The sequence below is a fragment of the Zobellia laminariae genome (assembly GCF_030553095.1).
In the GTDB taxonomy this organism is placed as follows: Bacteria; Bacteroidota; Bacteroidia; order Flavobacteriales; family Flavobacteriaceae; genus Zobellia; species Zobellia laminariae.
In genome coordinates this window covers 2,169,375-2,187,865 of the sequence record NZ_CP130738.1, presented here as the reverse complement: position 1 = coordinate 2,187,865, position 18,491 = coordinate 2,169,375, and the positions used below count along the sequence as shown (strand labels likewise).

At 37.9% G+C, this 18,491-nt stretch carries 21 protein-coding genes and 2 pseudogenes; 21 read left to right on the top strand and 2 right to left on the bottom strand.

The window, feature by feature from the left end:
* Positions 1 to 106 precede the first annotated feature (106 nt).
* On the bottom strand, positions 107 to 895 hold the full coding sequence (locus Q5W13_RS10380; RefSeq protein WP_368662521.1) for a DMT family transporter: 789 nt from the start codon (positions 893 to 895) through the stop codon (positions 107 to 109).
* A gap of 213 nt (positions 896 to 1,108) precedes the next feature.
* On the opposite strand from Q5W13_RS10380, the gene Q5W13_RS10375 reads away from it, so the two are divergent.
* Together Q5W13_RS10375 and Q5W13_RS10370 are read left to right on the top strand one after the other, a co-directional pair.
* Complete coding sequence (locus Q5W13_RS10375; protein ID WP_304446241.1) at positions 1,109 to 1,519, top strand: hypothetical protein; 411 nt, start codon at positions 1,109 to 1,111, stop codon at positions 1,517 to 1,519.
* Positions 1,520 to 1,630: 111 nt separating this feature from the next.
* Positions 1,631 to 2,050, top strand: coding sequence for a hypothetical protein (locus tag Q5W13_RS10370; RefSeq protein ID WP_155595004.1), 420 nt, complete (start codon positions 1,631 to 1,633; stop codon positions 2,048 to 2,050).
* A 44-nt stretch (positions 2,051 to 2,094) separates the two neighbouring features.
* Here Q5W13_RS10370 and Q5W13_RS10365 read toward each other — a convergent pair whose 3' ends face one another.
* Positions 2,095 to 3,348 (bottom strand): NAD(P)/FAD-dependent oxidoreductase, encoded by a 1,254-nt coding sequence (locus Q5W13_RS10365; protein WP_304446240.1) that lies wholly within the window; start codon positions 3,346 to 3,348, stop codon positions 2,095 to 2,097.
* 207 nt (positions 3,349 to 3,555) lie between these two features.
* On the opposite strand from Q5W13_RS10365, the gene flxA reads away from it, so the two are divergent.
* The 19 genes and pseudogenes from flxA to Q5W13_RS10275 all read left to right on the top strand — a co-directional run bounded on the left by flxA (position 3,556) and on the right by Q5W13_RS10275 (position 18,454).
* Entirely contained in the window at positions 3,556 to 5,094 is a 1,539-nt protein-coding gene (gene flxA / locus Q5W13_RS10360) for a flexirubin biosynthesis tyrosine ammonia-lyase FlxA (RefSeq protein WP_155595006.1), read from the top strand.
* Positions 5,091 to 6,218, top strand: coding sequence for a WG repeat-containing protein (locus tag Q5W13_RS10355; protein ID WP_304446239.1), 1,128 nt, complete (start codon positions 5,091 to 5,093; stop codon positions 6,216 to 6,218). Before flxA ends, Q5W13_RS10355 begins: the two co-directional genes overlap by 4 nt.
* A 103-nt stretch (positions 6,219 to 6,321) precedes the next feature.
* The gene (gene flxB, locus Q5W13_RS10350; protein ID WP_304446238.1) at positions 6,322 to 7,080 is read left to right on the top strand and encodes a flexirubin biosynthesis SDR family reductase FlxB; all 759 of its coding nucleotides are present in this window, start codon (positions 6,322 to 6,324) and stop codon (positions 7,078 to 7,080) included.
* A gap of 17 nt (positions 7,081 to 7,097) precedes the next feature.
* A complete protein-coding gene (locus Q5W13_RS10345) occupies positions 7,098 to 8,315 on the top strand; it encodes a beta-ketoacyl-[acyl-carrier-protein] synthase family protein (protein ID WP_194552059.1) in 1,218 nt (405 codons plus the stop codon).
* A 12-nt stretch (positions 8,316 to 8,327) separates the two neighbouring features.
* Positions 8,328 to 8,570: an acyl carrier protein gene (locus Q5W13_RS10340; RefSeq protein ID WP_155595548.1), complete on the top strand. Its 243-nt coding sequence runs from the start codon at positions 8,328 to 8,330 to the stop codon at positions 8,568 to 8,570.
* A gap of 23 nt (positions 8,571 to 8,593) precedes the next feature.
* On the top strand, positions 8,594 to 9,481 hold the full coding sequence (locus Q5W13_RS10335; RefSeq protein WP_155595010.1) for a lysophospholipid acyltransferase family protein: 888 nt from the start codon (positions 8,594 to 8,596) through the stop codon (positions 9,479 to 9,481).
* Between the two features lie 371 nt (positions 9,482 to 9,852).
* Positions 9,853 to 10,473 (top strand): hypothetical protein, encoded by a 621-nt coding sequence (locus tag Q5W13_RS10330; protein WP_368662520.1) that lies wholly within the window; start codon positions 9,853 to 9,855, stop codon positions 10,471 to 10,473.
* A gap of 9 nt (positions 10,474 to 10,482) precedes the next feature.
* Positions 10,483 to 11,615, top strand: a pseudogene (gene darB, locus Q5W13_RS10325) (dialkylresorcinol biosynthesis protein DarB).
* Between the two features lies 1 nt (position 11,616).
* Entirely contained in the window at positions 11,617 to 12,054 is a 438-nt protein-coding gene (locus tag Q5W13_RS10320; RefSeq protein WP_304446237.1) for a hotdog family protein, read from the top strand.
* A 1-nt stretch (position 12,055) separates the two neighbouring features.
* Complete coding sequence (locus tag Q5W13_RS10315; protein ID WP_225901947.1) at positions 12,056 to 12,508, top strand: hotdog family protein; 453 nt, start codon at positions 12,056 to 12,058, stop codon at positions 12,506 to 12,508.
* 36 nt (positions 12,509 to 12,544) lie between these two features.
* Complete coding sequence (gene DarG / locus Q5W13_RS10310; protein ID WP_304446236.1) at positions 12,545 to 12,943, top strand: flexirubin biosynthesis protein DarG; 399 nt, start codon at positions 12,545 to 12,547, stop codon at positions 12,941 to 12,943.
* An 8-nt stretch (positions 12,944 to 12,951) separates the two neighbouring features.
* Positions 12,952 to 13,947 carry a BtrH-related acyltransferase DarH gene (gene darH / locus Q5W13_RS10305; protein ID WP_304446235.1) on the top strand — a complete coding sequence of 332 codons (996 nt, stop codon included), beginning with the start codon at positions 12,952 to 12,954 and terminating at the stop codon, positions 13,945 to 13,947.
* Positions 13,948 to 14,022: 75 nt separating this feature from the next.
* A complete protein-coding gene (locus Q5W13_RS10300; RefSeq protein WP_304446234.1) occupies positions 14,023 to 14,766 on the top strand; it encodes an ABC transporter ATP-binding protein in 744 nt (247 codons plus the stop codon).
* Positions 14,759 to 15,445, top strand: a pseudogene (locus Q5W13_RS24925) (ABC transporter permease); the annotation flags it as partial. The gene Q5W13_RS10300 and the pseudogene Q5W13_RS24925, both read left to right, overlap by 8 nt.
* 67 nt (positions 15,446 to 15,512) lie before the next feature.
* The gene (locus tag Q5W13_RS24920) at positions 15,513 to 16,025 is read left to right on the top strand and encodes an ABC transporter permease (protein ID WP_368662519.1); all 513 of its coding nucleotides are present in this window, start codon (positions 15,513 to 15,515) and stop codon (positions 16,023 to 16,025) included.
* Complete coding sequence (locus Q5W13_RS10290) at positions 16,015 to 16,452, top strand: acyl-CoA thioesterase (RefSeq protein ID WP_155595017.1); 438 nt, start codon at positions 16,015 to 16,017, stop codon at positions 16,450 to 16,452. Before Q5W13_RS24920 ends, Q5W13_RS10290 begins: the two co-directional genes overlap by 11 nt.
* Positions 16,445 to 17,593 carry a beta-ketoacyl synthase N-terminal-like domain-containing protein gene (locus Q5W13_RS10285; RefSeq protein ID WP_304446233.1) on the top strand — a complete coding sequence of 383 codons (1,149 nt, stop codon included), beginning with the start codon at positions 16,445 to 16,447 and terminating at the stop codon, positions 17,591 to 17,593. The genes Q5W13_RS10290 and Q5W13_RS10285 overlap by 8 nt, the downstream gene beginning before the upstream one ends.
* Positions 17,547 to 18,200 (top strand): 3-oxoacyl-ACP synthase, encoded by a 654-nt coding sequence (locus Q5W13_RS10280; RefSeq protein ID WP_304446232.1) that lies wholly within the window; start codon positions 17,547 to 17,549, stop codon positions 18,198 to 18,200. The genes Q5W13_RS10285 and Q5W13_RS10280 overlap by 47 nt, the downstream gene beginning before the upstream one ends.
* Positions 18,197 to 18,454: a phosphopantetheine-binding protein gene (locus Q5W13_RS10275; RefSeq protein WP_155595020.1), complete on the top strand. Its 258-nt coding sequence runs from the start codon at positions 18,197 to 18,199 to the stop codon at positions 18,452 to 18,454. The genes Q5W13_RS10280 and Q5W13_RS10275 overlap by 4 nt, the downstream gene beginning before the upstream one ends.
* The last annotated feature ends 37 nt before the right edge of the window (positions 18,455 to 18,491 follow it).

Sequence of the window (18,491 nt, the reverse complement as noted above, 5' to 3'; positions counted from 1 at the left end):
ACTACTAACAGAATTAATAGCTAACGTTTTCGCCTGTTAACCATCCAGACACCCAACAAAATAACTACACCACCAAAAAGTTGGTAAGCGTTTAAAGATTCCCCGTCTAACACCCCCAAAAAATAGCCACCAGAGGTATTAAATAAGTAACCGATGCCGCAAAAACAGGGCTAGACAACTGTATTAATTTATTAAAAAATATATTGGCAATTGCGGTTCCTACTACGGCAAGTATTAAAAGATACCAAAGTGACGACTGCATGGTTATATTCCCTTGAACTTCATTGAAAAACCCCGAGTAAAAAACCAATGCTAAAGCAGGCAGAAAAGCTACAGAAAAACTAGCTGTTGTGACTGCCAATGGGCTTAGGTGATTTAAATGCTTCTTAATAATATTAATATTTAAGGCATACGCCAAAGCTGAAAGTAGTATGAAAATGGAGTACCAATAATTTTGATTAGGATTGAAATCCATTCCGGCAACAACTAATGCTATTGTTCCCGCCAAACCAATAAAAACGCCTCCTACTTGTCTTTTGGTTATTAAAGCGCCAAAAAGGAGCACGCCTACTAACGTAGTTAATAAGGGTACCACAGAATTTAAAATAGAAGTCACACCACTATCAATCTGTGTCTGTGCAAGAGCGAACAGAAAAGGAGGAAAAAAAGAACTCAACAAACCTGCCCATGTAACCCATTTCCAATCCTTAATACTCAAAGTACGAATGCTTCTAAAGCCGAATAAAAAAAGAATAAGAGACGCGAAAACAATTCGCAAACCACCCAATTGTACAGGTGTAAGTCCAATCAAAGCTTTCTTTATCAGGATAAACGAAGAGCCCCAAACCAACGATAACAAAATCAGATAAAGCCACTTTTTATTATAATCGTTCAAGGTCTTGTTGGGTTAAGGTTGATTGAAACCAAAAAGTAAAGGTGGGGATTTTTTAGAAAAAATTGAATAAAACTATCACATCATATTTCTCACTAGTTTAAATCTTATTAAATTCATACATCCATAAAATAAAATCCAAGAACCGCAGCCTAATTTGATTTCAAACGGCTGTTTTAACCGTTACGGGAGTATTATATTTGCAAAAAACATAACATGAAAAAAACAATCATATTAATGGTACTCGCTTTTGCCGCTTTTACCATTTCGTGTAATTCAAAAACAGATGGCACCCAAATGAAAACCGTTATGGCCGTTCATGACGAAGTAATGCCAGAAATGGGCAAAATGGGTAAATTGGTAGGTGAGCTTAGTAGCAAAGAAGATAGCACCGCAGTTGGCCTAAAATACAAAGAAGCACGTATGGACTTACAGGAGGCTCATAAATCTATGATGACTTGGATGCAAAATTTTGGCACTCGTTTTACTTCCGATGAGATTCTTAATGGTGCAGAACTATCCGATGAGAAGCAGGTATGGCTAAACGAAGAGCAAGTAAAAATTGAAGATTTACGCGAGCAAATCAACGGAAGTATCAAAACCGCTGAAGAACTATTGAAGAAATAAGTTATATCACGCAGTATACCGAAAAAACACAGCGTTAGCAGATAAATAGAAACATCTGAGGTAGTTAACCTGTATTTTTACAGAGCACATTATTACAAAAGTTTTATTGCTATGAAGAATTTATTTTTAACGCTTGCTACAGTTTTGGTTTTAGGTATAGCTACAATCAGCGCACAAGATGCCGCTGTTGAACCTACCAAAATGGAACAGGTAATGGCATCTCATGACGTAGTTATGGATAAAATGCCCTTAATTTCCAAGCTTATAAATCAATTACAGACCAAAGCCAACGCTTCTTACGAAAAGAAAAAATACGAAGATGCTATCGCAGACCTTAAAAATGCGAACAAGTCTATGATGACTTGGATGGAGAGTTTTGGTAAGCGTTTTGATGCGGACGAAATGTTGAAAGGTAAACAGCTAAATCCTCAAAAACAAGATTGGATACTTGAAGAAGAAATAAACGTTGAGGAATTAGACGAAGAAATAAATTTAAGTATTGAGCAAGCAGAAGCTGTTTTGAACAACTAAAATTCGAGCAACACTTTTCAATTAGAACACAACTACGCGTTATTTCAAGAATCTTCTCGTGCTTCCATTTCCATATCTGCAATATGGGCTACGGTTTTCACTAACCTATTATGTTTCTTAACGAACGGGTTTGTTTTATCCCATACATAACCAGCTAAGACCGCACAAATTTGTTCTTTTATCACTGGGTTTTCAGTACTGTGAAAGAAAATAGTCTGCAAATTACCCGTGTACCACTCCTTAACATATGTAGAGAAAACATTTACGCCTTCTAACATATAATCAGTGTACTCTGTTTGCCAATCTACTTTTTCACCTTTTAGTTCTTTTGTAATCAATTGAGAAGCCAAATGCGCAGACTCTACAGCAAAAGTTACCCCAGAAGAAAATACGGGATCTAAGAATTCTGCACTGTTCCCAGTTAGCACATATCCTTTTCCACAAAGTTGTTTAACTGACTTGGCAATGTTCTTTATCATGCGAGGTTCAAACGTGTAATCCACACCGTCAAACCTATCAAAGTAATAACTAGAAAGCTTCATCATCTGTTGAAGTTTCTCTGTATTCGTTCCCTCAAAAGATTCCAAATACTCAGTCTTCCCTACATAACCAATACTTGTAGAACCATTAGAAAAAGGAATAACCCACAGCCAGGTATCCGTATCAATTACATCAAAAGTGATTATAGTACCTTCTTCTCCTTCCGGTCTTTTAACATCTTCTACATGGGTAAATATGGAAGAATGTTTAGGTATTTCTGAAGGCTTCTCTAAATCTAATAATCTAGGTAACACTCTACCAAAACCACTGGAATCAACTATATACTTGGCCTGAACGGTAGATTCATTTCCATCTATATCTTTTATGGTCGTAACAGATGTACCATCCTCAGAAAAATCTACAGCGGTTACTTCATGTTCAAAAGCTATATCTACGCCCCAAGATTGTAACTCATCGGTTAAGGCTTTATCAAAATCAGCTCTGGGCACTTGCCATGTCCAATCCCAACCATTTCCGTGCTTCTTACTGAAATCAAAATTACAGACTACGCCTTTATCGTTCATAAAACGGGCACCACCTTTCACCTCAAAGTTCATAGCTTTAAGACAATCCAACAAACCCACTGCTTCAAAATTATCCATGCAGCGCGGTATAAGACTTTCGCCTATTACAAAGCGTGGAAATTTACTCTTTTCAACCACCTTTACTTTTAGCCCTTGTTTATGAAGGTATGCGGATGCAACAGAACCTGATGGACCTGCTCCAATAACTAAAACATCTACTTTCTCTTGCTGCATTTACTAGATTTAATGTTAACCTTCTACAAGTACCGACACTAATAAATTAAAGATACCTTGCTAAAAGAAGTGTATTGTCTGCTAAATTAAGACATTGATTCACTAATTATTATAAATTTGCAATCCAAAATCGCTAATTTTAGGTTACCAAGTCTTATTTACAGACGTCACTAAAATATTACAAATACCTCATAGAATCAATCATAGATGCCGAAAATAAAAGGAAAGTTAGGAATTGAAGAGTTTTACAGTATCATTTTCAAGGGAGAACCTTTATCAATAGATGACAAAGTAATTAAGACCGTAAAAGACAGTTTTGATTTCCTTAAAGAATTTTCAAAGAATAAGGTTATATACGGAGTTAACACGGGTTTTGGACCCATGGCTCAGTATAAAATCAAAGATTCTGAAACTATTCAGCTACAATATAACTTAATTCGTAGCCATGCTTCAGGTACGGGCAATCCTATTCCTCCCAAGTATGTAAAAGCAGCAATGCTAGCTCGTCTAAACACTTTAAGTCTTGGTAATTCCGGAGTTCATCCTTCGGCATTAGAAGTAATGACCTCTTTAATTAATGAAGATGTTACTCCTCTTATTTTTGAACATGGTGGTGTAGGCGCCAGTGGCGATTTGGTTCAACTAGCACATTTAGCTCTTGTTCTCATTGGTGAAGGCGAAGTTTTTTACAAAGGAGAAAGAAGACCTACCCAAGATGTTTTTAAAGAATTGAACATCACACCTATAAAAGTTGAATTACGAGAAGGTTTAGGCCTAATAAACGGTACTTCTGTAATGACAGGTATAGGAATAGTGAATGCTATCTATACACGTAGGTTATTAGAATGGACCATCTGTTGCTCCTCTGCCATAAATGAAATTGTACAAGCTTACGACGATCATTTGTCAGAAGAACTCAACCACACAAAAAGACATAAAGGGCAACGCGAAATTGCACGAGCAATGCGAAGCCACTTAGAAGATAGTACCCTTACTCGCAAAAGAGAACATCATTTATATGTTGATAATAATGGTGTTTCCGTTTTTGAAGAGAAAGTGCAAGAGTACTATTCTATACGTTGTGTACCACAAATCTTAGGACCTGTCTTGGATACTTTAAGCAATGTAGAAAGAACACTAATTGAAGAAGTAAATTCTGCTAACGACAACCCCATTGTTAACGTAGAAAAGAAAAATGTATATCATGGTGGTAATTTCCATGGAGACTATATTTCTTTGGAAATGGACAAGCTAAAACTTGTTGTTACCAAAATGACCATGTTGGCAGAAAGACAGCTTAACTATCTCTTAAATTCAAAACTGAACGATATCTTGCCTCCTTTTGTTAATTTAGGAACTCTAGGTCTTAACTTTGGTATGCAAGGGGTACAGTTTACGGCCACATCAACTACCGCCGAAAACCAAATGCTGTCAAACCCAATGTATGTTCATAGTATTCCGAATAACAATGACAATCAAGACATTGTTAGTATGGGTACGAATGCCGCCAATATTACCAAGCAAGTAATTGAAAACGCTTTTGAAGTAATAGCTATAGAAATGATTACCGTAGTCCAAGCTATAGAATACTTAGACTTAAAGGACAAGGTTTCGTCTAAGACAAGAATGATGTACGACGCGGTTCGTAAAATAGTTCCCCCGTTTAAAGATGACACTATTATGTATCCTTACGTAAACGAGGTAAAGGACTATATTATTAACCATCAAAACAAAGAAGTAAAATGAAAAAGCTAGCATTTTTATTGGTACTTATCGTAAACACATTTACTCTTTTGGCACAAGAATATGCCTTGGTCCGAGAAGATGACAAATTTGGTTTTATTGACAAAACAGGAGCTTATGTAATTGAACCACAGTTTGAAAAAGCAGGTAGCTTTTCTAACGGGTTAGCAGCAGTCTTGGAAGGTGACTTCTGGGGATTTGTTGACACCAAAGGCGAATGGATAATTAAACCGGACTATGATCGTGTAAAAATGTTCAACTCAGGTTATGCCTTGGTTTTAAAAGATGACCAGTGGAGTTACATTGATACGACAGGGAAAAAACTTGAAACTCCAAACAGCGAAAAGTATTATGATTTTGAAGATGGAGTAGCCCTTTTTCGTACTGGAGAAAAAATTGGCCTTTTAGGAACCAGTGGCAAACTGGTATTGGAGCCTACTTATGACGTAATAAAAAAGTTTAGAAATGGGCATGCCAAAGTAAGTAATGGCGAACTATGGGGTATGATAGATGCTTCTGGCAAAGAGATTATTCCCGTGGAATACGAAGAAATAGGAAACGCGTTTAGCGAGGCAGGCGTCTACGGCAAAAAAGATGGCACTTTTGGCATTATACACAACGGCAGCTTTAACCCAATTGACAATGCCACCAAAGTGCATAACTTCTATAAAGACTCAAAACTTACCTATGCTTCTCGTGAGAAAAAAACGGGCTTTGTAAACAGTAAAGGCGAATGGATTATTGAACCTAAATTTGATAAGGCCAGAGCTTTTTCTAATGGTTTAGCTCCTGTTGCGGAAGGCAAAAAGTGGGGTTACATTAACGAAAAAGGAGAGATGGTCATAGAACCACAATTCCGTGATGCAGAAGTGTTTTCTGCAAGTGGTTTTGCTCCGGTAAAAGATAAAGCCTGTGGTTTCATAAATACTTCTGGCGAAGTCATTATCCCTATGGAATATGGTATTTCAGGAAACTTTGCTTTCTTAAAAGGTTCTGAAGAAAAAGGTTTTGTAAACGGTATTGCTAGAGTAAAATCTAAAAAGGGCTGGGGCTTCTTTAACGAAAAAGGTGAATTAGTGGGTGATAAATGGTTTCAGAATGCAGAACCATTTGTATCTGTTAAATAATATTATTTCGTTTTTTAACTACAAAATATCGCTAGCTTTAAATACTAACTAGCAAACCAAACGCTCCGTATTTACCGGAGTTTTGAAAACTTACAATTCTTAGATGGAAGAAAAGAAAGCGGAAAAGCAAAAATATGCATTGGTAACTGGTGGTTCTAGAGGAATAGGCCGTGCAGTATGTGTACAACTAGCCAAGGACCTAGACTACCAAATTCTTATCAATTATAATAGCAATAAGGCAGCTGCCGAAGAAACGCTTAAACTTGTAGAAGAAGCTGGTGGAAAAGGAGAATTACTGCCTTTTAATGTTACGGATGCCGAAGCTGTGAAGTCCGCTTTGGAAAACTGGCAGGAAGCTCATGAAAAAGATATCATAGAGGTAATCGTGAACAATGCCGGAATTACACAAGACGGTATGTTCATGTGGATGAAATATGAAGACTGGTCCAAAGTTATAGACACTAGCCTTCATGGTTTCTTTAATGTCACCAACGCCCTTATTCAAAAACTTTTGGTCAACAAATATGGCCGTGTCATCAATATGGTTTCCGTTTCTGGACTTAAGGGCACACCTTATGGTCAGACCAACTATTCCGCAGCTAAAGGAGCAGTTATTGGGGCAACTAAAGCACTTGCACAAGAAATTGCAAAAAGAAACGTTACAGTAAATGCTGTTGCACCTGGTTTTATTAAAACTGATATGACCAATGACCTAGATGAAAAGGAATTAAAACGAATGATTCCCGCAAATAGGTTTGGCGAAGCAGAAGAAGTAGCACATGTTGTATCTTTTCTAGCTTCAAAAAAATCGGGTTATATTACTGGTGAAGTCATCAATATAAACGGCGGTATTTATTCTTAAACATTACAGAAGGGGCAATGAGAAGAGTAGTAATCACAGGCATGGGCATATATTCTTGTATAGGTAAAAACCTAGACGAGGTTAAGACATCCCTGTATGAAGGAAAATCAGGTATCGTCAATGACCAAGAACGTCTTGATTTTGGTTATCGCTCTGGACTCACGGGAATGGTAGACGAACCTGAACTGAAAAAACTACTATCAAGAAGACAACGACTTAGTCTTGGCGAAGAAGGCCGTTATGCCTACATGGCTACAATTGAAGCTTTAAAGAATGCCAAGATCGAAGACAGTTTTTTTGACGAGAATGAAGTTGGCGTAATTTACGGTAACGATAGTACTGCAAGATCAGTTGTAGAATCTACAGATATTTTAAGAGAAAAAAAGGATACCACGCTAGTAGGCTCAGGAGCTATTTTTAAAGCCATGAACTCTACCATAACCATGAACCTTTCCACTATATTTAGGCTAAGGGGCGTTAATTTTACAATTAGTGCCGCATGTGCAAGTGGGTCCCACTCTATTGGTATGGGTTACCACCTTATAAAAAGCGGACTTCAAGATTGCATTATAACAGGTGGAGCACAAGAAATAAATAAATTGGCCATGGGTAGTTTTGATGGCCTTGGGGTATTTGCCACAGTAGATGGCGACCCTGCCAAAGCATCAAGACCTTTTGACCAAGCCAGAAACGGTTTAGTACCTAGCGGTGGCGGAGCTACTCTAATTTTAGAAAGCTACGAGTCCGCAGTTAAAAGAGGTGCGCCTATTTTAGGTGAAATTATAGGCTATGGTTTTTCATCGAATGGAGGGCATATATCCACACCAAATGTTGATGGACCTTCACGGGCTATGCGCAATGCATTACATGATGCAAATATTGATGCTTCGGTTATAGATTACGTAAATGCTCATGCAACATCTACTCCCGTAGGTGATAGCAATGAAGCAAAAGCCATTTATGAAGTCTTTGGCGAGAGCAATACTCCGGTAAGCTCTACCAAATCTATGACAGGCCATGAATGTTGGATGGCAGGCGCAAGTGAGGTTATTTACGGTATGATTATGATGCAGAATTCGTTTGTTGCACCCAACATTAATCTTGAAAATGTTGATGAAGATGCAGCGAAATTAAACATAGTTAAGGAAACGTTAAATAAAAAAATTGACGTATTTTTGTCGAATTCATTCGGGTTTGGTGGTACAAATTCCGCTTTGATATTAAAAAAATGCTAGAGAAAGATGGTGATGACCAAAGAAGATATTATTCAAAAAATAGATGATTTCCTAATCGACGAATTTGAAGTTGAGGAAGAGGATATCGCTGCTGATGCTAATCTTAAAGACACTCTAGGTCTAGATAGTTTGGACTTCGTTGATCTTGTGGTGGCCGTAGAAAGCAATTTTGGTGTAAAATTAGTAGGTGAAGACTTTGCAAATGTTACCACGCTACAGAACTTTTATGACCTTATTGAGCGAAAAATTCACTGATATTCCCCAGACAAAACCCAAAAATGGCAACAGAATGGGAAGGTAAATCCAAAGGCACCGTTTTAGGATATAGAATCTATATTTTCTTTATCAAAAAACTAGGACTAGGCGCTTCCTATGCACTACTTCATTTCGTGGTTCTTTACTACTGTATTTTTTCAGTGGCGAGCACAAGAGCTATTTTCTACTATTTCCATAAAAGGCTAGGAAAATCTACCTTAAAAAGTCTTTTCAATGTATACCGAAACTACTATGTTTTTGGTCAAACTATAATTGATAAGGCCGCTATATCAGCAGGACTTAGAGATAGGTTTACCTACGATTTTGATGGAATAGATAAAATTGAAGACTTACTTTCTCAAAAAAAAGGTGGCATTCTTTTAAGTGCACATATTGGGAACTTTGAAGTAGCACAACATTTTCTACAAGACGTTAATGCTTTTTCTTCTATTAACTTAGTTACTTGGGACCGTGAACACGAAGAAATCAAGGCCTATTTAGATAGTGTTACGTCAAAATCTAACATCAAGCTTATTTTAATAAAAGAAGATATGTCTCATATCTTTGAAATACATACGGCCCTAACCAATGGGGAGTTAGTCTGCTTTACAGGTGATCGTTATATTGAAGGCACAAAATTCCTAGAACAGCAGTTTTTAGGGGCCACTGCAAAGTTTCCTATGGGGCCCTATTTATTGGCTTCTCGCTTAAAAGTTCCTGTCTTGTTCGTTTATGTAATGAAAGAATCTAAAAAACATTATCATTTATACGCACGAACTGCCGAAGTCAAACGCGGTGATGCCCAAGGTCTACTGGAAAAATATACCGAAAACTTAGAATGGATCATTGAAAAATATCCATTACAATGGTTTAATTATTTTGATTTTTGGGGAGATAAGACAAATAAGTAAGATATTTGATCTATCCCTAAAACGCCTGCGAATCTTTTTTATTCAACGGCCATATCATAACCTGAAGCAAATGAAAGAAGTACTCGTCGTATATTACTCTCAAACAGGACAATTACGTACCATTATAGATTCTGTACTATCTCCTTTAGACCATAAACCGCTAACATCACCTATCATCAAATTATTCCTGACGAGCCGTATGAATTTCCATGGAAAAAGGAACGATTCTTTGATGTTTTCCCAGAATCCTTCCTTCAAATTCCTACGGCAATCAACAAACCAGATGCTTCAATCTTGTCAAAAAATATGACTTGGTAATCTTAGGCCATCAGGTTTGGTACCTAACCCCTTCCATCCCCTTAAATTCATTTTTGAAATCGGAAGAAGCCAAAATAGTATTGAACGATACCCCGGTAATTACAGTAATCGGCGTTCGTAATATGTGGGCAATGTCTCAGGAAAAGGTGAAAAAAATGCTTATCGGCTTAAATGCAAAGCTTGTAGGAAATATAGCTTTAGTAGACAAAAACCCTAACCATGTTAGTGTAATTACTATTGTGCATTGGATGTTAAAGGGAAAAAAAGACCGTCTGTGGGGTATTTTCCCAAAACCAAGGTTTTCGGATAACACCATTTCATCTGCAAATAAATTTGGCCATCCGATCAAGGAAGCCCTTCTGGCTTCTGACTTTTCTTCCTTACAAGAAAAACTGAATGATTTAGATGCATCAAAAATCAGTAACGTACTGGTTCAGATGGACAAACGTGGCAACATGCTATTCTCTAAATGGGCAAACCTCATCAAAAAGAAGGGAGACCAAGGAGATCCTGCCCGAAAAAAATGGCTACGTTTATTCAACTATTACCTGATATTTGCCATTTGGTTAATCGCACCTATAGTTTTTATCGTATTTTTGTTGACTTATATCCCTATGTACAGAAAGATTCAAAGGGAAAACAAATATTACGCCTCTGTAGCCTATAAGGAGTAAGACTGACACATGAAAAACGCTTACATTACCAGAATATCCAAGTTTCTGCCCAACTCACCTGTCGAAAATGACCAAATTGAAGAAAAATTAGGGTTTATTGACGGGCAAAAGTCAAGGGCAAAAAGCATAATTCTACGCAACAATAAGATTAAAAAAAGGTACTATGCCATTGACGAAGATGGCAACGTTACCCATAACAATGCCCAGCTTACTGCGGCAGCGATAGAAGAACTTTGCGATGCCGATTTCAACAAAGAAAACATAGAACTCCTTTCCTGCGGAACTTCTACACCGGATCAACTTTTGCCGTCTCATGCGGCTATGGTTCATGGTGTCTTGAAAAACGGGAACATGGAGATAAATTCTGCCTCAGGAGTTTGCTGCTCAGGTATGAATGCCTTAAAGTATGGCTACATGGCCATACAGGTTGGCTCAGTCAATAATGCGGTATGTACGGGTTCGGAAAAAGTTTCTACTTGGACCAAAGCCGATTTCTACCATAAGAAATTGAACATCTAAAGGAATTGGAGGAAAACCCAATGATTGCTTTTGATAAAGATTTCTTACGATGGATGCTTTCTGATGGTTCGGGAGCTATTTTAGTAGAAAACGAACCTAATGGAGACACCCCGTTAAAAATTGAGTGGATGGAAGGTTTTTCATACGCTTTTGAGATGGAAACTTGCATGTACGCCGGTGGCGAAAAACTAGAAAACGGTGAACTAAAACCATGGAGCGAATTCGCACCGGAAGATTGGGCAAAGAAATCTGTTTTCGCTATTAAACAAGATGTTAAACTTTTGGGTGAAAACATCTTGAAAAAAGGAGTAGACTGCCTAAAACTCGTATACGAGAAATACGGTATTGGCCCTGATGATGTTGATTACTACTTACCTCATATTTCTTCATATTTCTTTAAACAAGGACTATATGATGAAATGAAAGATAGAAGCGTAGAAATGCCTTGGGACAAATGGTTTTTAAATCTAGAATCCGTAGGTAACGTTGGTGCAGCATCCATATATCTTATGCTAGAAGAATTGGTTGCATCTGGCAAATTAAAAAAAGGGGATAGAATTTTGTTACACGTACCAGAAAGTGCACGTTTTTCTTATACCTATGCCTATTTAACAGTTTGCTAGTATGAACTTATTGAAGGAAACCATAACCGATCAAGAGTTTCTACAAAATCTCATTCCGCAGAAACCACCTTTTATAATGGTGGGCAAATTACTTCAATATACAGACACTAAGATTGTATCTGGCTTTATTGTTCCTGAAGATAACCTATTCGTTTTTGAGAACCGATTCATGGCTCCAGGCCTTATAGAAAATATGGCACAAACCGTTGCATTACATACGGGATACAAATATTACTTAGCTCAAAAACCAGCTCCTACAGGATATATTGGCGCTATAAAGAAAGCTACCGTAAACGCTTTACCTTTTGTTGGCCAAGAATTAGAAACTACAGTAGAGATTCTACACGATATTATGGGCATTACCTTAGTATCCGCCACAGTAACCTGCGAAGGAATTATATTGACCTCAAGTGAAATGAAAACCGCATTGGCAAACTAATTTGGAAGCACGAATTAACATAGACATCAAGAATTTTCTACCGCACCGTGAACCTATGCTCATGGCCAGCGTTACTCCGTATCTTGATGAAACCTCTGTTGAAACTCGCTTTAAAGTAGAAGAATCCTGCATTTTCGTAAAAGACGGATACTTATCAGAAACCGGACTTATTGAAAATGCCGCTCAAACCTGTGCTGCCATTGTTGGTCAAAGTTTTTTTGACGACGACGATAAGGACGGTAGCAAAAGCAAAGTCATAGGTTATATTAGTGCCGTAAAAAAAGTACACATAACAGCATTGCCAAAAGTAGGCGAAACCATATCCACTAAAGGCGAACTTGTTTCTAGATATGACAACGATGCCTTTAGCAGCTGCACCATAGCTTCTGAGACTTTCAGAAACGGAGAATTAATCGTAGCTTGTACATTGAACTTTTTGATCCATGAAGTTTAAGAGGGAAAATTTAATAATCCCCCAAAACAACGACCAGTGAAAAAAGAAGAAGTACCACAAGATAAAGGCCTATTAGAAACTGCCCAAACCAAAGAACTCACCTATGCCGTAGATGAAAACGGTGAGTACACTACAGAATTAAGCTCTGGCTGGGACCCCAAGACTATTGCCCTTAGCAATGCTATAAAAGACATAGAAGAACGCGTGGCGAACGCCAAAGAACGCGTTCAGAAAAACGAGACTAGTCCCATTGAATATTACATGGAACTACATAAAATGGATTTACCCATTCTATCTAGCTATGTTGGTCTTTGGCAATGGCGTGTAAAGCGACATTTTAAGCCAAAAAATTTTCAAAAGTTAAATCAAAAGACCCTTCAAAAATATGCCGATGTTTTCGATATCAGCATTGAAGAACTGAAACACATTTCTTAAACATCCCCATGCAAATAGAATTCACTCACAAACAATCGGCACATTGCGAAAATGGTGTGGTAAGCAACCTAATGCGCCACAACGGTTTTGAAGTAAGCGAGCCCATGGTTTTCGGCATAGGATCAGGCCTATTGTTCTGTTATATTCCATTTTTAAAAGTGAACCACGCACCCGTAGTAACCTACAGGGCTATGCCAAGGTTTATTTTCAATAGGTTTGCAAAGAGAGTGGGCATCAAGATAAAACGTGAAAAATTCAGCAATCCTGAATCTGCAAAAGCTCGTTTAGATGAAAATCTAAAAAAGAATAATCCTGTTGGCTTACAGGTAGGAGTTTACAATCTGTTATACTTCCCGGATGAATATCGGTTTCACTTTAACGCGCATAATTTGGTAGTCTATGGTAAGGAGAACGACAACTACCTAATTAGCGACCCTGTTATGGAACAGGTTACCACTTTAACCGAGAAACAACTAGAAAAGGTTCGTTTTGCCAAAGGGGCTTTTGCACCTAAAGGCCATATTTATTATCCTACTGAGTTTCCAGAAAAACTAGAATTGAAGAGTGCCATTATAAAAGGGATTAAACAAACCTGTCGTGAAATGACCGCCCCCTTCCCCATTGTAGGAACCAACGGCATCAAGACTATTTCAAAACTTATCCGCAAATGGCCTAAGAAAAAAGGTGCTAAAGTCGCAAACCATTATTTAGGACAGGTTGTACGTATGCAAGAAGAAATAGGCACCGGAGGTGGTGGATTTCGTTATATATACGCTGCTTTTCTACAGGAAGCTAGCCAAATTCTTGATAACGAAAACCTAAAAGAACTTTCTAAAGAAATGACTCAAATTGGTGACGATTGGCGTGATTTTGCGGTAAACGCATCACGTATCTATAAAAATCGTAGTGCTCAAGATGATGCTTATAATAAAGTTGCGGACCAACTTGAGGCCATTGCCAATAGCGAAGCGGCCTTTTTTAAGAAACTAAAAAAGGCAATTTAATCCCAACTTAAATTCTATCGCCGTAAATAGGAGAAATCATGTTTTATCTTATAAATTTCGATTAGTTTTGACATCATGATTCAGATTAATGAGCTTTCAAAAAAGTACAAAGGAGCGGACGATTTTTCCGTCCGTGATTTGAACTTGACTATAGAGAACGGCGAGATTTTTGGACTTTTAGGCCCAAACGGTGCCGGCAAGACTACTTTAATCTCTATGCTCAGCTCATTGCTAAAACCAACTTCAGGCCATTTTACTATTGATGGATTGAACTACAAAGACAATAAAAACCAACTAAAGCAATTGATTGGAATTGTCCCTCAGGAATATGCGCTTTACCCTTCTTTGACCGCTTATGAAAACCTCATGTATTTTGGAAGTATGTATGGTTTAAAAGGCCAGTCATTGAAAGACGACGTCAATACACATCTTGAAGCGATGGGACTAGCAAAATTCGCACATAAAAAAATAGACGCCTTTTCTGGAGGAATGAAACGACGCATCAACCTAATATCAAGTATTCTGCATAATCCCAAAGTACTGTTTTTAGACGAACCCACAGTGGGTGTTGATGTACAGTCCAAAAATGTGATCATGGCACATTTAAAAGAATTAAATATAGCAGGAACGACTATTATTTATACCTCTCACCATTTGAACGAAGCCGAGAAATTTTGTACCCGTGTGGGCATTATTGACCACGGAACGCTTATATGCTTAGGAAAACCACAAGAACTTATAGCTCAGGAAGAAAATGCCGAAAACTTAGAAGGAGTATTCTTGGCCAAAACCGGTAAAGCACTTCGGGATCATGCATAAACTCTGGGCATCTACATATAAAGAATTTTTACTCGTTACACGTGATCTTGGCGGACTGGCCGTTCTATTCCTAATGCCTTTACTATTGGTTATTGTCATCACTACAATTCAAGACAATTCATTCAAAAGCATAAAAGAGACCAAGTTGCCCATTCTTTTGGTAGATATGGATAAAGGAAAAGTGTCTGAAGATATTCTAAAGAGCTTGGCAGACTCCAAATTGTTTCAAGTAGATATGGCTGCTAGTGACGAAGAAGCCAAACAGCAGGTATTGAAAGGCGATTACCAACTGGCCATAGTGATACCAGAAAATCTATCATCGGACCTTCAGATTAAAATCAACGAAAATGTAGATGGTATTCTTTCCAAATTCAGTGATAATGAAGAAAGTATTCCAGAAGTAAAGTCCAAGATGATGCCTAAGGAAGTGAAGCTTTATTTTGACCCGGCCACACAGCAGTCTTTTAAAAGTTCTGTTCGGAATAATATTGATAAGATGATTTCTAAAATAGAAACAGAAACCATCTATACAGCCTTTCAAGAGCAATTAACAGATGACCCTTCCGAAGACATTTTTGAAACTGAAAAGTTTATCACCTTTACCGAAATTGTACCTAGCAAGTATAAAGAAGCCCTAATTCCCAACTCCACGCAGCATAATATCCCTGCATGGACTCTCTTTGCGATATTTTTCATTATTCTGCCTTTGGCTATAAATATGGTGAAGGAAAAAAATAGGTACTTTTGTGCGCTTAAGAACAAATCCTGTCTCATACGCTACAGTTCTTGGTGGAAAGACTATTGTATTCCTAGTGGTTTCTTTAGTGCAATTCGCACTTATGTTAGCGGTTGGAATTTTTCTCTTTCCACTAATTGGTTTACCTAAACTAGATGTAACAGGTAGACTGCCTCTATTATTTGTCGTAGCCTTCTTTGCTGGTTTAGCAGCTGTGGGCCTTGGTTTATTATTAGGGACTATTGCCAAGACCCAAGAACAATCAGCACCTTTTGGGGCTACTTTTGTGGTTATCCTTGCAGCAATTGGCGGTGTCTGGGTTCCGGTATTTGCCATGCCTAAATTTATGCAAGTACTGTCTAACCTATCACCTATGAATTGGGGTCTAAGTGCATTTTATGATGTATTTTTGCGCAACGCAACCTTTGTTGAAATTATCCCCGAAATATCTCTTTTATTGATATTTTTCGTGGTCACCACGCTCATAGCAATTATCTATAACGAAAGAAAAAATGCCGTCTAACACCAAAAAAGAAATTAGTTTCACTAGCGAAGTCCGCGTACGTTTTGCAGAAACGGACCCACTGGGTATTGTCTGGCACGGTAATTATATTCAGTATTTTGAAGATGGTCGTGAAGCTTTTGGGCGTCACCATGGTATATCGTACCTAGACCAAAAAGACCATAATTTCTCTACGCCAATCGTAAAATCGGCATGTGAGCATAAGCTTCCTTTAACTTATGGCGATGTGGCTACAATTAAAACGACTTATATAGATTCTCAAGCAGCAAAACTGATTTTTAAATATGAAATCTACAATCCTAAGGGAGCTGTTGTTTGTACCGGACAGACCGTTCAGGTATTTGTAGAATTGGGAGGCGAACTGTCTTTGGTAATCCCTGAGTTTTTTGCCGAATGGAAGAAAAAAGTAGGCCTTTTAGATGAGTAACATTTATCTATCACATAACAACATTGTTTCCGCTTACGGATTTGATAGTGCTTCTGCAGTTGATAGCATTAAAAACGAGGTATCCGGACTATCACTGGTAGATGATTCCAAAATTCTACCAAACCCTTTTTATTCCTCCCTCATCGCACAAGACAACTTATCTAAAGCATTCCAAAAACTCAATCCACAAGAAGATTATACAAGACTAGAGCAAATACTTCTAGTTTCTTTAGCCAACACCCTTAAAGAATCAGGTTTAGAACTTACAGATAGAGTTGGTTTAATCGTATCTACCACAAAAGGTAATATTGATGTATTGGATGCTGATAACCCGTTTGATCAAAACAGGGCATATCTAAGTGAACTAGGTAAAAAAATAGAAACTTTTTTCGGTTTTAAAAACGAAGCTATTGTACTATCTAATGCCTGTGTTTCTGGAGTTTTAGCACTAGCCGTAGCTAAACGGTTTATTCATCAAAAACGTTATGACCACGTTTTTGTGGTTGCTGGAGATTTAGTGAGTCAATTTATTTTAACGGGTTTCAACTCGTTTCAAGCTTTGAGCGAACTACCGTGCAGACCTTTTTGTAAAACCCGTGCGGGAATTAACATTGGAGAAGTAGGTTGCAGTGTGCTCGTTACTAAAGACGAAGACCATCTTGTAAACGAATCGGTTCGCATTATAGGAGAAGCCTCATGCAATGATGCTAACCACATATCTGGCCCTTCCCGAACAGGCGAAGGTCTTTACCGTAGTGTTGTTTCTGCAATGAACCAAGCAAACATAGAAGCTGAAGCTATAGATTATATTTCTGCGCATGGTACAGCTACCATGTTCAATGATGAAATGGAAGCCATAGCTTTCAACCGTGCCTATTTACAAGACACACCTTTAAATAGTTTAAAAGGATATTTTGGACATACCCTTGGTGCTTCCGGTCTTTTGGAAACCATTATCGGCATGTATTCCCTACATTCAAATACACTTTTTGCCTCGTTGGGTTTTCAGGAACTGGGTGTATCTCAGCCTTTGAACATTATAACAGAAACTACAGCAAAAGAAAGTAGTATTTTTCTAAAGACCGCTTCTGGTTTTGGCGGATGTAATACAGCTGCAATTTTTCAAAAAGTCAATTCATGAGTACGCCATAGGCTATCATATAAAATCGTACTGCCACATTTCTAACGGCAAGATTTCGAAGAACGGAGAAGTTCTCTTTTCTGATGATTCAGAAGAGTTTCCCGCTTTTATAAAGGCGGCGTACAAACATTTTGAAACCGATTATTCTAAGTTCTTTAAAATGGATAATCTGAGCAAACTGGCTTTCATGGGTGCCGAGGTTCTATTAAAAGACAACAACGAAGAAAATACGGCTCTTGTTCTTTCAAACAGCGCTTCTAGTTTAGATACTGACCGAAAGCATCAAGACGCTATTAGTGACCAATCAGGCGCATATGCCAGTCCGGCCGTGTTTGTTTACACCCTTCCAAATATCTGCATGGGTGAAATTAGCATTCGCCACAAACTGTATTCTGAAAATAGTTTCTTTATCTTTGCCGAGTTTAACCCCCATTTATTGTCAGATTATGCCAATGATTTGCTAGAAACAGGTAAGGCAAACGAAGTACTTTGTGGCTGGGTTGATTATGACAAAGGAAAATATGATGCGTTTTTATACGTTATCGCTAAAAAAGGTCTATTACCCTTTGATACAGGAGAACTGACTAAATTATACAGAACAAAATGAGCGAACTTAAACTAGAATTGAAGGAAAAAATCATCGAGCAATTAAACTTAGAAGATGTTTCCGTTGACGAAATCGCAGATACCGATCCGCTTTTTGGTGAAGGCCTTGGTCTTGACTCTATTGACGCATTAGAACTTATTGTAATGCTCGATAAAGATTATGGCATTAGATTGGCTGACCCTAAAGAGGGACGCAAAATTTTTGAGTCTATCGATACCATGGCAGCTTATATTACTGCAAATCGTACGAACTAAGAACTACATCGCTTCTAAGCACACCATCAAACAATCG

Bases quoted from the DNA above. Each gene is read 5' to 3' on its own strand.
- Q5W13_RS10290 (WP_155595017.1), top strand. From the start codon at position 16,015: ATGCCGTCTAACACCAAAAAAGAAATTAGTTTCACTAGCGAAGTCCGC.
- Q5W13_RS10375 (WP_304446241.1), top strand. From the start codon at position 1,109: ATGAAAAAAACAATCATATTAATGGTACTCGCTTTTGCCGCTTTTACC.
- flxA (WP_155595006.1), top strand. From the start codon at position 3,556: ATGCCGAAAATAAAAGGAAAGTTAGGAATTGAAGAGTTTTACAGTATC.
- Q5W13_RS10320 (WP_304446237.1), top strand. From the start codon at position 11,617: ATGAACTTATTGAAGGAAACCATAACCGATCAAGAGTTTCTACAAAAT.
- Q5W13_RS10345 (WP_194552059.1), top strand. From the start codon at position 7,098: ATGAGAAGAGTAGTAATCACAGGCATGGGCATATATTCTTGTATAGGT.
- Q5W13_RS10335 (WP_155595010.1), top strand. From the start codon at position 8,594: ATGGCAACAGAATGGGAAGGTAAATCCAAAGGCACCGTTTTAGGATAT.
- Q5W13_RS10275 (WP_155595020.1), top strand. From the start codon at position 18,197: ATGAGCGAACTTAAACTAGAATTGAAGGAAAAAATCATCGAGCAATTA.
- flxB (WP_304446238.1), top strand. From the start codon at position 6,322: ATGGAAGAAAAGAAAGCGGAAAAGCAAAAATATGCATTGGTAACTGGT.
- Q5W13_RS10365 (WP_304446240.1), bottom strand. From the start codon at position 3,348: ATGCAGCAAGAGAAAGTAGATGTTTTAGTTATTGGAGCAGGTCCATCA.
- Q5W13_RS10355 (WP_304446239.1), top strand. From the start codon at position 5,091: ATGAAAAAGCTAGCATTTTTATTGGTACTTATCGTAAACACATTTACT.
- Q5W13_RS10300 (WP_304446234.1), top strand. From the start codon at position 14,023: ATGATTCAGATTAATGAGCTTTCAAAAAAGTACAAAGGAGCGGACGAT.
- Q5W13_RS10370 (WP_155595004.1), top strand. From the start codon at position 1,631: ATGAAGAATTTATTTTTAACGCTTGCTACAGTTTTGGTTTTAGGTATA.
- Q5W13_RS10340 (WP_155595548.1), top strand. From the start codon at position 8,328: ATGACCAAAGAAGATATTATTCAAAAAATAGATGATTTCCTAATCGAC.
- Q5W13_RS10285 (WP_304446233.1), top strand. From the start codon at position 16,445: ATGAGTAACATTTATCTATCACATAACAACATTGTTTCCGCTTACGGA.
- darH (WP_304446235.1), top strand. From the start codon at position 12,952: ATGCAAATAGAATTCACTCACAAACAATCGGCACATTGCGAAAATGGT.